Source organism: Flavobacterium sp., assembly GCF_036405015.1.
Classification (GTDB): Bacteria; Bacteroidota; Bacteroidia; order Flavobacteriales; family Flavobacteriaceae; genus Flavobacterium.
Map to the genome: position 1 here is coordinate 23544 of NZ_DASWYK010000046.1, position 13360 is coordinate 36903.

Consider the following 13360-nt stretch of genomic DNA (forward strand, 5'->3'; position numbering starts at 1 on the left):
ATATAAAAAGTTTGAAAAAACAAGCACCCCGTATTTATACCTGTTTTTAAACGCTAAAAAGTTAATTTTCTGAAGTCCTTTTTTCTGATTCATATAAAATTTGATACAATTTAGAACAGTCATATTCAAGTCATTTTTAGGTCCAATGAGTAATTTTGAAGAGATAAATTTTCATTTCAAAAACAATTAAATCGAGATCAAAATGGTACAGGAAAGAGTAATGGAAAAACTAGCGATCTTAGCTGATGCCGCCAAATATGATGTTTCTTGTTCTTCGTCTGCAGGTCAGAACAAACGGAAGAATCAAAACAAAGGATTGGGTGACACAGGAAATGGAATTTGTCATGCGTACACTGAAGACGGACGCTGCGTGTCATTACTCAAAATCTTACTAACCAATCATTGCATTTTTGACTGCGCTTATTGCGTCAGCAGAAAAAGTAACGATATCAAACGTGCGGCTTTTACCGTTCAGGAAGTGGTAGATCTTACTATTGGTTTTTATAGAAGAAATTATATTGAAGGATTATTTCTGAGTTCAGGAATTTTTGACAATCCCGATTTTACAATGGAACGTTTGGTTCGCATTGCAAAGAAACTTCGATTAGAAGAAAATTTTAATGGCTATATTCATTTAAAAGCAATTCCAGGCGCAAGTGACGAGCTTATCCGAGAAGCGGGATTATATGCAGATCGTTTAAGTGTGAATGTAGAAATGCCAACAGAAAAAAGCTTGAAATTATTAGCCCCAGAAAAAAATCATGCTGATGTAATCAAACCAATGGAATATCTGAAAAATGAAATTGTGGGTTACACAGAAGAAAAAAAGTCAAATAAAAAAGCACCAATTTTCGCTCCAGCGGGACAAAGTACACAAATGGTGATAGGTGCAACTCAGGAAAATGACATGGAAATCTTAGGAATGGCGAATTATTTTTATGACCAAATGAACATGCGACGCGTTTATTATTCGGGTTATGTGCCGATAAGTTATGACAACAGACTTCCTCAAATTGGAACTCCTGTACCCATGATTCGGGAAAATCGTTTGTATCAAGCAGATTGGTTGCTTCGTTTTTACGGATTTAATGTAAACGAAATTGTGGGTTTTGATCAACCGAATTTAGATCTTGATATTGATCCAAAATTAGGTTGGGCTTTGCGAAATTTACATCAATTTCCAGTTGATGTGAATACGGCTGATTTAGAGTTAATTCTGCGTATTCCAGGAATTGGAGTGACAAGCGCTAAAAAAATTGTGACTGCCAGAAAATTCAAAAGATTACAACCAGAAGATTTACAAAAATTAGGAATTGCTTATAATCGCTCGAAATTTTTTCTGGCTTTTGCTTCTCCATTTCTTTTGCAGAAAGATTTGACTTCTATTCAAATAAAAGAACAGATTTTGAATATTCAAAACAGCAAGTACAAAAACGATTTTTCGAACCAACTTTCTTTGTTTCAATAATGATATTAGTAATTTACGACGGCACATTTGAAGGCTGGCTTACGGCAGTTTTTGAAATTTACGAATACAAATTCAAAGATGTTGTATTTGCTAAAGATGAATTTTCGAATGCCTTACTTTTTTCAAAAAACCATATTGTAGAAACCGACGAAACAAAGGCAAATCGAGTTTTAAAAGGCTTAAAACAGCGCCTTTCCCAAAATGGAATAACCAATATTTATAATGCTTTTTTTTCTGAATTACCGCAGATCGAAGAAAGCTTATTCCGTTTTGCCACCTATGTTTTTTCAAGTTCCATAAATGTAGAAGGAGATTTGAGCAATAATGATGTTCTAAACATTCAAAAAGCTGCACATTTAACAGGCAAAGAAAGTCATAGAATGAAAGCTTTTGTTCGCTTTAAACTTACCAAAGACAATTTATATTATGCCATCGTTGAACCCGATTGTAATGTTTTACCGCTCATTCAAAAACATTTTAAAAATCGGTATGCCGATCAACGCTGGTTAATTTATGATACTAAACGCAAATATGGTATTTATTACGATCTTGAAAATGTTTCTACGGTTCAACTCACATTTGATTCCAATCCTTCATCTTCTAAATTTCTAGCTGAAATCTCAGATGAAGGAGAAGAATTTTTCCAGAATTTATGGCGAAATTATTTTAAAAGCGTCAATATTGAATCCAGAAAAAACACCAAGCTTCATGTACAGCACATGCCGAAACGATATTGGAAACATTTGACAGAGAAAATTCCGGACTTTAAAAACAGTAAATAAATTATTTACTTTTTTTGAGTGCATCCAACAATTCCACCATATCTACCACGCCATAAGTTGACGAATAATCAGAAACAGCATAAGGCAAAATCAAGCTATTATTATGGATAATGGCACCACAAGAATATACCACATTCGGCACATATCCTTCACGTTCATCTTCCAACGGAGCCAACAAAGGTTCTGTAAGTCTTCCTATTTCTTTAGACGGATCATCCAAATCAAATAAAGAAGCGCCAATGCAATAACGTCGCATTGTACCCACGCCATGTGTAATTACAAGCCAACCTTCTTCTGTCCAAAGCGGAGAACCGCAATTTCCTATTTGTGTTAATTCCCAAGTAAAACGTGGCTCTTGGAGTAAAATCGGCGTATTCCATTGTGTTGCTCGGTCTGAATACATGATGTAATTATTAACACCATCTATTCGTGCCAGCATCGCATATTTTCCTTTAATCTTTCGAGGAAACAAAGCTAAGTTTTTGTTCTGAGCACCTTCGCCATGAAGCGGCATTACTCTAAAACTATAAAAATCTTCAGTTGAAATTAATTTTGGTAAAATCGTATGTCCGTTGTAAGCAGTATAAGTCGCCATGACGCGAACTGAATCGTCATCGTCTACAAAACGCACAAAACGCGCATCTTCAATTCCGCGGCTTTCCGAATCCGAAATCGGGAAAATAACACGTTCTGTAATATCCGAATCGTGTTTGAATTGTAAATCGTAAAATGAATTGGCCAACCACAATATTTCCTGCAAAGCTGTTTTTCTCTCTTCTCGAATTGACGGATCACTCAAAGCTGTTGTCAGCATATTTTTAAGAACCGTAAACTCGAATTCTTCGGGAAGATCGTGCATAATTTGTGCGATATATTTATCGGTTGTATGCATTTCAATCAACTTGGTCAAAAAGCGTTCTTTATTAAACAGGGTTTTATGTTCGATTTCTGCCTTGTCAATATGATTTCCAATTTTCATGATATGCAGATTATTATCGCGGTCCAAAATTCCTCTTCTAAAAACAATTGACGAAATATGTCCTTCTCCTGTCGCTCTAAAAGAAATCACGACACGTTTTTCACCAGCTTCTAATCCTGTTTGGTCAAAATCCTCCACAATCGACGGATTAAAAATCGCAGCCGATTCTATTGCATATTCCATTGTACAATAAGAACCAATCAGCATTTTGCGATCTAAAGACATGGCTTCGTAATCAATCTGCATTTCTTCGATTATAGGTCTTATTCTTTCGCAATGTCTAAAGAAAACTGCCGAAATATTTCTATGGCGTCTAGCAAACTCACGCAGTGTTTGCTCTAAAGTTTGTAAAACTTGTTTTTCGTCCAGCATCATAATTCGAAGCACCATTTGCTGGGTCCTTTCGTTCCCATTCATAAAATAGCGGGCAACAACTCTTCTTGAATCTGGTGTAAATTTTATGTTTTTTCGAACTACTGATACTCGCATAGTGGTATTTTTTTTAGGGTATTAAGTTTATGTGAATCATTTATTCTACAACAAGTTAATAATTTTGTTAAAGAAAAAAGCCTAATTTTTTATTAAACTTTAAATTCTCTCTTATTTCGAAAAGAAAATCGACGAAGAAAACTTTTTTTTCTAATTTAGTCCGCACACCAGCAACCAAAAAAGATGAACAAAGTAAAATTTTTGAGAGAAGAAAAAAACATGACTCAAAATGAATTGGCGGAGAAATCAGGACTTTCCTTGAGAACCGTTCAAAGAATCGAAGCTGGAAGCAGTCTTAAAGGATTTACCTTAAAAACGATTGCCGAATCTTTAGAAACCACAGCTGAAAATCTTATTATCAAGAAAGAAAACAGCCCTGTTGAAAGAGCAAAAATCATTAATCTTTCTGCTTTGACTGGACTTATTATTCCTTTTGGAAGCTTTATTTTTCCTTTAATTTTAACTTATAAAACCAAAGATTTACAAAACAGGGAAATCGGAAAACAGATTATAACGATTCAAATATTTCTTAGTTTGATACTTTCGTTTTTAATGATTTTGAGCCCCTTTATTCAGAACGCTTTTTCCATCCAATTTCCACTTTTTCTTATTCCATTATTATTAATTCTTTGTTTAAAATTAGTCATTGTGGTACTCAACGGAATCAGTTTAAACCAGAAACAAATTTTAGCTATCAAACTAAAAAACAACTTCTTATAATTCAAGTCATACAAATGTCGTAAAACTGTCGTCTTGATTTTGCACGAAAATTGGAATCGAAGTCCGAATCTTGCATAAAAATTTAGACATGAAATTATTTAAGAAAATTACCATCGTTGTTTTAGTCCTTATCGTTTTATTTCTTCTTGGAGGATATTTTTATTTTCAAAAGAAATTTACACCAACCGAAAACTATTTGACCGTTTCTGGAACCGCAGAAAATATTCCTCTGCGATGGATTCCTTCTGATGAAAATTCACATTCAGCACTTCTTTTTCCTGTAAAAATTAAGGGAACAAACCGAACCTTTTATATGCAGTTTGATTCGGGATCGGCAACTACGGTTTTCTACAAAAATGCATTAGAATCGATTGCCAAAAAATTTCCAAATCAGATTAAAATGAATGCAAAAGAAATGGAACTTTCAACGCATTTTACAATCGGAAAAATGAAGATCATTTCTAACACTTTTGAAGTTCTAGACTATGGAAAAAAAATCGACTTTGACAATCCAAATGCCGAAAATATAATTGGAACTATAGGAACCGATTTACTGGAAAAACGTGTTACAATTTTAGATTTTAAAAACAATAAATGTTCGTTTGTAGAGCAAATGGAAGAAAAAGGTTTTCTGAATTTTGAATTCAAAAAACGTAAAATATTAATTACCGCAAAATTAGACCATGAAAATCTAAAATTACTTTATGATTCTGGAACAAGTGGCTACGAATTGATTACTCAAAAAGAAATCTGGAAAAAATATAAAAACCCTAAAAGTCCAATAAAAACAGAAAAAGGAAATTCTTGGGGAAATACGTTGGATGTTTTTTCCGCTTCCGCGAATAAGCAAATGCTTTTTGGCAATAGCGCAGTACAAATTTCTGAAGTTACTTATATTGAAGGCACTTCAGAACTGCAAAAATTCTTGATGAAACGTTCGGGAATGCAGGGAATGATTGGAAATAAACTTTTCCTCAATCATAAACTAATTCTGGACTGCAAAAACGAAAAATTCAAATTAGAATAAAAGTAATTTTCTTTCTATAGATTATTTTTAAGAGTTGATGTCAATAATGCTTTCGACATTTTTGATGAAAGCATCTGTGTCTTTAATTTCCTTTTCAATAGACAAATGATGATCTGACAAATTGTATTGATCCAGCATGTCTTTTTTTAAGTATTTAATCATAGATTCTAGACTTCGAGTATCATTTTCTCCTTGTCTATTTAACTCTCTTTGTTTGCTTTGCAGATAATCTAAAGTTTCTTTTAACCTTTGAACGTTTAATTTTCCAGTCATTAATTCATTATAAAATTCATAAAAAAATAGTAGCCAGAAATGCGGTAAGATTCAGTTCTCCAAAAACTAATTATCATTTGAATTTACCTCATTCCCGGTCACTATCTTCTCACACTTACGTTCAAACTGACCATTTGGTTTGAGACAAATATATTTTTTTTGATTTTTTCTAAAACAACAAATACAAACAATTGATTTACAATTATTTAAAAAGACAAAATATTTTTACTTTTTTCAAAATCTTAAAAGAATGATAAAGATTACAAAGTGTTTTTAAGATTAAAAATGCAACTTTCAGAACCTCAAAACGTTACCAAAAACGATCTTAAATTGTGAATATCTATTTGAATATTTAACTATTTATTTTCCAGTAAAATTTATCTTTGGCATCCTTAAAATTTAAAAAGAGATGAGCGTAGTTTGGTACGAATGCAAAGTAAAATATAGAAAAACAGATGAAACTGGAGGACAAAAAGTATTAACTGAACCTTATTTGGTCGATGCCTTGTCGTATACAGAAGCTGAAAAAAGAATGAATGAAGAAATGGCCGCTTACACTAGTGAAGAATTTAAAATCACTTCTATCAAAGTGGCAAATTATGCTGAAATTCATCCTTTTGAAAATGCAGACAGATGGTTTAAATCTAAAATCACTTTAATTGCTTATGATGAAGAAAGTGGTAAAGAAAGAAAAACAAGTATGTATATGCTGGTTCAGGCAAATGATGTTCGCGAAGCTTATGACAATACACTTCATATAATGAAAAGTACGATGGGAGAATATTCTATTCCTTCCATTTCAGAAACACCAATTATGGACGTTTTCCCATATTTCAGTGGTGAAGAAGGCGAAACCGAAATGCTGGAAAGATTCAACGCCCTGAAAGCTTCTAAACCAGACAAACCAGAAGTTGAAATTATCGACCACATGGAATTTGAAACTGCAACAGAGGAATAAAAATTTCACAAAAGCTTCAGAGAAATCTGGAGCTTTTTTTTGTTCAGATAGCAAAATAAAAAACTCTTACAATTAAAAATAAATTTTATATTCGTTATACTTTTAAATTCTAGCAAAACCCTAAAAACAAAAACTTTATGAACAAGAAAACACTAATTTTAATTGGGTTTGTTATTCTAAAATTTGTTTTGCAGTATGTTTTAATAAGTCCGGAATACGATTTACAGCGAGACGAATATTTGCATCTCGATCAGGCGCATCATCTGGCTTGGGGATATTTATCTGTTCCTCCGGTAACTTCCTGGTTTTCTTGTCTTATTTTATTACTTGGAAATTCGGTTTTTTGGGTTAAGTTCTTCCCTGCTCTGTTTGGCGCTTTAACACTTTTGATAGTTTGGAAAACTATCGAACTTTTGAAAGGAAATCTCTACGCTTTAATCTTGGGTGCTCTCGGAATTTTGTTTTCTTGTTTGTTGCGTCTCAATACGCTTTATCAGCCCAACTCTCTTGATGTTTTATGTTGGACTGCATTTTATTATATTATTATACAATACATTACAACCGAAAAGAATAACTGGCTGTATTTTGGAGCAGCCGTATTTGCATTTGGATTCCTCAACAAATACAATATTTTATTTTTACTTCTCGGTTTAGTTCCTGCTCTTTTGATTTCTAAACAAAGAAAAATACTAACCAAAAAAGAACTCTATTTTGCCCTAATTATGGGATTTCTGTTTATACTTCCTAATCTCGTATGGCAATATAGAAATCAGTTTCCGATTGTGCACCATATGAAAGAATTGGCAGCAACACAATTGGTAAATGTCGATCGGTTAGACTTTTTAAAAGAGCAGATTCTCTTTTTTATAGGTTCTTTTTTTGTAATTCTAAGCGCGCTTTTTGCTTTGTTATTTTACAAACCTTTTCACCAATACAAATTCTTTTTTGCTTCGTTTGTCTTTACGCTTTTAATCTTTATTTACTTTAAAGCTAAAGCTTATTATGCCATTGGACTATATCCAATTTACATCGGATTTGGCGCTATTTATCTATCCGAAATTTTAGACAACGGATGGAAACGTTTTCTAAAACCTGTTTTTATACTGATTCCGTTATTGTTTTTCATTCCGATGTACAATATTGCTTTTCCAAATAAAAGTCCCGAATATATCGCTTCAAATCCTGAGAAATACCGAAAATTAGGAATGCTTCGTTGGGAAGACGGAAAAGAACATCAATTACCACAGGATTTTGCCGATATGCTAGGCTGGAAAGAACTTGCCCGAAAAACAGATTCGATTTATGGCTTGTTTCCAAAAACAGAAAACACTCTAGTGCTTTGCGACAATTATGGTCAGGCGGGAGCTATAAATTATTACACCAAAAAAGGAATTAAAGCTGTTTCATTCAATGCCGATTATGTGAATTGGTTTAATTTAAATGTGAAGTATCAAAACTTAATTCGTGTAAAAGAGTTCAACGATGTAAGTGATGAACTTGCAAAAACAGGAGCATTTTTTGAAACTTCTCTTTTTGGTGCCGAAATTACCAACAAATATGCGAGAGAATATAGAACTACTCTTTTTGTCTTTAAAAATGCTAAAATCAATATCAACAAACGATTAGAAGACGAAATCAAAAAAGTAAAAAATTACAACGATTAGAATGACCGATTTCAAGAATATCTCTTATTTAAAAACAGGCAATCAAAAACAGCAATTGGTTTTTGAAATTTTGACGAAAAACAAAATCTTAGAAAACCTCACCGATTTTGATCCTATTTTGGTAGGCACAATCCCAATCAATATTGATATTGAAAACAGCGATCTTGATATTATTTGTTATTGGAAAAACAAATCTGATTTTATCGAAAGAATTAAAGTGCTTTTTGAAAAAGAAAGTAACTTCAGCATGAAAGAAATCGTAATTGAGAATCAAAATTCTGTAGTAGCTAACTTTCATATTGATGCTTTTGAAATCGAAATCTTTGGGCAAAATGTTCCAACGGAGCTTCAAAATGGCTACAAACACATGATTATCGAAGAGAAAATCCTTCAATCTAAAGATGAAAACTTCCGATTAGAAATCATTAAATTAAAAGAAAAAGGACTAAAAACTGAACCCGCATTTGGCTTATTACTAGGCTTAAACGGGAATGTTTACCAAGAATTATTAGATTTTAACATCTAAGAAAAACAGGCCTTTTTAAAAATTATAAAAAATAAAGTGCCTTTTTTATTTGCATAACCGTATTTAGTGTGTATCTTTGCACCCGAAACATCGCGGGATAGAGCAGTAGGCAGCTCGTCGGGCTCATAACCCGAAGGTCACAGGTTCGAGTCCTGTTCCCGCTACGCAGACGAAAAGCTTCAGAGAGATCTGGAGCTTTTTTATTTTAAAAATTCCGAACAAACAAAAAAAATAAATATTTTCTTTCATTAAAACCATTAACTAACTCAAAATCAATTTATTTTTTCATTACATTTATTATAAATAACGAGTACCATAAAAGCAAGTTTAATTATATAAATAATGAAATATGAAATTCTTAGACTTTTGTAAATGGTTAAGTATAATAACAATTATACTTTTTACCAGCAATTGGAATGTTGAAGCTCAAACCAAAAAACAGCCTAATATTTTGGTTATTTGGGGAGATGATATTGGTTGGGAAAATGTCAGTGCTTACGGAATGGGCGTAATGGGCTACACCACTCCTAACATAGATAAAATTGGTTATGAAGGAATTCGGTTTACAGATCATTATGCGCAGCCATCCTGTACAGCAGGACGAGCTTCATTTATTACAGGCCAATATCCTATTCGTTCAGGAATGGTAACAGTAGGTATTCCAGGAGATAAACTTGGATTACAAGCCGCTTCTCCCAGCTTAGCAGAGGTTTTAAAAAAAGTCGGTTATTCGACAGGACAATTTGGTAAAAATCATTTAGGAGATCGTAATGAGCATTTACCCACTGTTCATGGTTTTGATGAATTCTACGGAAATTTATATCATTTGAATACTCAGGAACAGTCCGAATACCCTGATTATCAAAATTATGCCAAAAACTATCCAGGAGGAGCTGAAACATTTGCCAAAAAATTCGGTACTCGCGGTGTATTGCATTCCTATGCAACTGCAAAAGATGATCCGACAATTGATCCAAGATTTGGCAGGGTTGGAAAACAGAAAATTGAAGATACTGGGCAATTGACTATTGAACGAATGAAAGATTTTGACGCAGCAGAAGTGATTCCGAGGGCAGAAGGATTTATGAAGAAAGCCAAAGAAGACAACAAACCGTTTTTTGTGTGGCTTAATACCAGCAGAATGCACCTGTACACTCATCTAAATGACAAATGGCGTCATGCTGCGGATACTATTACCCATGATCAGGACATGCACGGTGGTGGAATGATGCAGCACGACCATGATATTGGATTAGTTCTTGACTGGTTAAAAGAAAATGGTCTTGAAGAAAATACTATTGTTTGGTATTCTACTGATAATGGACCTGAACATTCTTCATGGCCATATGGCGCTACCACCCCATTCCGCGGAGAAAAGATGACAACTTATGAAGGCGGGGTTAGAGCTATATCGATGCTAAGGTGGCCAAATATGATTAAGCCAAATCAAATCTTAAACGGAATTCAGGCTCACATGGATATGTTTACTACTTTTTCGAATATTGCTGGTGTGCCAACAGTAAATGAAGATATAAAAAAAGAAAAGAAACAATATATAGACGGTATCAACAATTTGGACTATTGGCTTGGAAAATCTAAAAAAAGCAACAGAAACGATTTTCTATATTATCATGAAAGCAGACTGATGGCTGTTAGACAAGGTCCGTGGAAAATTCATTTTAGTACACGTGAAAATTATTATGCTGAAATTCATCCAAGTGGATATCTCACTTTTAATCTTCGAAGTGATCCTTTTGAAAGCTATGACAGTGTAGATTCATATGGTCATTTGGGACAGAGAATATCGTGGGTTGTCGCACCAATGATGGAACTAGTGCAGGGGCATTTGAAAACCTTAGCAGAATATCCGCCTGTTCAAAAAGGAACAACTTTCGATATGTCAAATTTAGTTCAGGATTTTTTAGCAACCCAGAAAGAAACAACTAAGAAGTAATTAAAAAAGTTTCAAAAAAAAAAAAAAAATCAAAAAGAGGAAAATAAAATCTCATTCAAATCATTTTCTAAATGGTTAGATAATTGAATGCTTCCCGCTACTAAAAACAAAAAGCTTCAGAGAAATCTGGAGCTTTTTTTGTTTCTAATTTATGCTGATACAAGATATTTCCACAGCCTGTCAGTTGAAAACTTCAAAAAACTGTGAAACGCTTTTTTATTTGCAAACCAAAAAGGTGCTTTCATAAGCAATAAGACTGCTTTTACAAACTCATTATTCTCAAGATTAAAGACATCATTACTTTTGAAAAAATCTATGTTTGTTCAACAAATTGAATACAAAAGCCTTTAAGCCTTAATATAAATTTCGACATTCAATTTAAAATGATAAAATTTCCATACTGTCATCGGCTTATTAATCATTCAAAAGGGAAGGGATTGGAAATACTCCTTTTTTTGCTACGTAAGAGAAAGCAATCTTATCATTAAAAACGTTTCAATTAACATCAAATAATACAAAAACCAAAATGAAAAAAACAATCATAATTTCAGCTATTATCCTAATTAGCACTATAATAATATCTTGCAACAAAGATAAAAGCCTTTCTAAAGGGAATCATAATAATATTTCATCCGATAGTCCAGACAGTAAAGAATACAAAGCTTCTCTAAGATTAAAAGTCCTTGATTCAGTACTAAAAGTTATGAAGACAGAGTCACCCTATCCCAATGACATGGAAGTGATTTCAATGAAAGAAGTAGACTCTATTACATATTCTGAAGTTGCAGAACGCAGTCTTAGAATGTCTAAAGGGGCATATAAAGGTACCTCGCACTACGTAGATCCCCGCATTACGCCAGAACTAAAAAGAATGGCTTTGGACAAAAGCATAAAAGGCTACGTATTACACTATAAAATTCGATACAGAGTCAATGACATAAGAGTTGAAGTACAAGATTGTGTTGTAATTATTGATGCTATTAAAAACACTATTATATACAGCAATAATCATCTTGCTAGTCATGATACCTTGGTACACGAATTAATGTTGGGTTTAGAAAATTTTCTACTTCGTACAATCAAATAATGCTTTACTTGAAAATAAAAAAACACATTATAAATCTCACTAGAAAAGATTAAAACAATTTAAGAAACTTTGTAATGTTAGGCCTTAAAACAAGTCCAGAATAAATTTAAAACGCTAATTGCAGGAAGTTCAAAAATAATCTTTAGTAAAGTAGTTAGATATTTGAATGCTTACCGCTACCAAAACAAAAGCTTCAGAGAAATCTGGAGCTTTTTTATTTTGTATAATACCTTTGCACCAACCGGATATAATATTCCTGATTTAGATATAATATCTGACAAAAAAATCTTGTACGGAATATTTTTTTTTATCTTTGAAATTCAGGTTTTTTAATCCAATTGGCTTTATCTTTGAGCCTTCAGAAATTCAAGATTTATTTATGGAACAGAAAATTCATCAGGGAAGAAACGTAAAACGTTTCAGAGAAATGCTTGGCATCAAACAAGAAGCTCTTGCTTATGATCTAGGTGAAGAATGGAATCAGAAGAAAATTTCAATGCTGGAACAAAAAGATGTCATTGAGGAAAACCTGTTAAGACAAATTTCAAATTCCTTAAGAATTCCTGTTGAAGCTTTCCAGAATTTTGATGAAGAACAGGCAGTGAATATTATTTCCAACACCTTCAACGATCAATCGAATGGATATAATTATCATCCAACTTTTAATGTAAATCCTGTTGAAAAATGGATAGAAGCTCTGGAAGAAATAAAACGATTAAATTTGGAACTTTTGAAGGCGAAAGATGAGCAAATTAAAGCACTGGAACAGTTATTAAAGGAAAAATAAGCTTCAGAGAAATCTGGAGCTTTTTTTGTTTAAGTTTATGTTTTTATGAATTTCATTGCGCTCAAGCAAGACACTCGCACCAGCCTAGGAAATACTCCGACGCTTTTTTTAACTTACGCTCAGTGTTATCTTTTTACAAGTTTAGCTCTTTGCACATTTAAATTTACAATTATGATTAGAGAAATTACAGAGATAGATTATCCGCGATTAATGGAAATTTGGCAAAGTGCCGTACTTAACACACATGATTTTCTTAAAGAGGAAGATTTTTTATACTACAAAGAAATGCTTCCTACCTATTTTGAACATGTTGCCTTATTTGGATTTGAGAAAGAAGGAGTATTGGTTGGTTTTATAGGAACTTCAAAAGAAAATATTGAAATGCTATTTATTGATAATAATTTTCGTGGAAATGGAATAGGAAAAAAATTGATCACATTTGCAATAAGCACTTTAAAAATAAATAAAGTTGATGTGAATGAGCAGAATACGCAAGCGGTTGACTTCTACAAATATGTAGGTTTCAAAATAGTAAAAAGATCAGCGCTTGATGAAAAAGGCAAAGAATACCCTATATTACATATGGAATTATAATTTACTATTAAGCGAAATCTTACTGGCTTACAAACACGAAAAGCTTAGAATC

The 13360-nt window shown here is 32.9% G+C and carries 13 protein-coding genes and 1 tRNA gene; 12 read left to right on the top strand and 2 right to left on the bottom strand.

The window, feature by feature from the left end; all coding sequences use genetic code 11:
- The first annotated feature begins 202 nt into the window (after positions 1 to 202).
- Both VGE71_RS03605 and VGE71_RS03610 read left to right on the top strand, forming a co-directional pair.
- Complete coding sequence (locus VGE71_RS03605; protein WP_144215232.1) at positions 203 to 1468, top strand: putative DNA modification/repair radical SAM protein; 1266 nt, start codon at positions 203 to 205, stop codon at positions 1466 to 1468.
- Positions 1468 to 2250, top strand: a complete 783-nt coding sequence (locus tag VGE71_RS03610) for a TIGR03915 family putative DNA repair protein (protein WP_331137077.1) — start codon at positions 1468 to 1470, stop codon at positions 2248 to 2250. The genes VGE71_RS03605 and VGE71_RS03610 overlap by 1 nt, the downstream gene beginning before the upstream one ends.
- Before the next feature lies 1 nt (position 2251).
- On the opposite strand, the gene VGE71_RS03615 is transcribed toward VGE71_RS03610, so the two are convergent.
- Positions 2252 to 3718 (bottom strand): glycoside hydrolase family 130 protein, encoded by a 1467-nt coding sequence (locus VGE71_RS03615; protein WP_331137078.1) that lies wholly within the window; start codon positions 3716 to 3718, stop codon positions 2252 to 2254.
- A 183-nt stretch (positions 3719 to 3901) separates the two neighbouring features.
- Here VGE71_RS03615 and VGE71_RS03620 point away from each other — a divergent pair, with 183 nt between their 5' ends.
- Both VGE71_RS03620 and VGE71_RS03625 read left to right on the top strand, forming a co-directional pair.
- On the top strand, positions 3902 to 4438 hold the full coding sequence (locus VGE71_RS03620) for a helix-turn-helix domain-containing protein (RefSeq protein WP_331137079.1): 537 nt from the start codon (positions 3902 to 3904) through the stop codon (positions 4436 to 4438).
- 88 nt (positions 4439 to 4526) lie between these two features.
- Positions 4527 to 5465 (top strand): hypothetical protein, encoded by a 939-nt coding sequence (locus VGE71_RS03625; protein WP_331137080.1) that lies wholly within the window; start codon positions 4527 to 4529, stop codon positions 5463 to 5465.
- 27 nt (positions 5466 to 5492) lie between these two features.
- Here VGE71_RS03625 and VGE71_RS03630 read toward each other — a convergent pair whose 3' ends face one another.
- On the bottom strand, positions 5493 to 5738 hold the full coding sequence (locus VGE71_RS03630; protein ID WP_331137081.1) for a hypothetical protein: 246 nt from the start codon (positions 5736 to 5738) through the stop codon (positions 5493 to 5495).
- A 409-nt stretch (positions 5739 to 6147) separates the two neighbouring features.
- Here VGE71_RS03630 and VGE71_RS03635 point away from each other — a divergent pair, with 409 nt between their 5' ends.
- The 8 genes from VGE71_RS03635 to VGE71_RS03670 all read left to right on the top strand — a co-directional run bounded on the left by VGE71_RS03635 (position 6148) and on the right by VGE71_RS03670 (position 13308).
- On the top strand, positions 6148 to 6696 hold the full coding sequence (locus tag VGE71_RS03635) for a DUF4494 domain-containing protein (protein WP_331137082.1): 549 nt from the start codon (positions 6148 to 6150) through the stop codon (positions 6694 to 6696).
- 137 nt (positions 6697 to 6833) lie between these two features.
- A complete protein-coding gene (locus tag VGE71_RS03640; protein ID WP_331137083.1) occupies positions 6834 to 8360 on the top strand; it encodes a glycosyltransferase family 39 protein in 1527 nt (508 codons plus the stop codon).
- Position 8361: 1 nt separating this feature from the next.
- The gene (locus VGE71_RS03645) at positions 8362 to 8886 is read left to right on the top strand and encodes a DUF4269 domain-containing protein (protein WP_331137084.1); all 525 of its coding nucleotides are present in this window, start codon (positions 8362 to 8364) and stop codon (positions 8884 to 8886) included.
- 91 nt (positions 8887 to 8977) lie between these two features.
- A tRNA-Met gene (locus VGE71_RS03650) sits at positions 8978 to 9050 on the top strand.
- A gap of 185 nt (positions 9051 to 9235) precedes the next feature.
- Complete coding sequence (locus VGE71_RS03655; RefSeq protein WP_331137085.1) at positions 9236 to 10840, top strand: arylsulfatase; 1605 nt, start codon at positions 9236 to 9238, stop codon at positions 10838 to 10840.
- A gap of 526 nt (positions 10841 to 11366) precedes the next feature.
- A complete protein-coding gene (locus VGE71_RS03660) occupies positions 11367 to 11927 on the top strand; it encodes a hypothetical protein (RefSeq protein WP_331137086.1) in 561 nt (186 codons plus the stop codon).
- 379 nt (positions 11928 to 12306) lie between these two features.
- Positions 12307 to 12714: an XRE family transcriptional regulator gene (locus VGE71_RS03665; protein ID WP_331137087.1), complete on the top strand. Its 408-nt coding sequence runs from the start codon at positions 12307 to 12309 to the stop codon at positions 12712 to 12714.
- A 171-nt stretch (positions 12715 to 12885) separates the two neighbouring features.
- Positions 12886 to 13308 carry a GNAT family N-acetyltransferase gene (locus VGE71_RS03670; protein WP_331137088.1) on the top strand — a complete coding sequence of 141 codons (423 nt, stop codon included), beginning with the start codon at positions 12886 to 12888 and terminating at the stop codon, positions 13306 to 13308.
- Positions 13309 to 13360 lie beyond the last annotated feature (52 nt).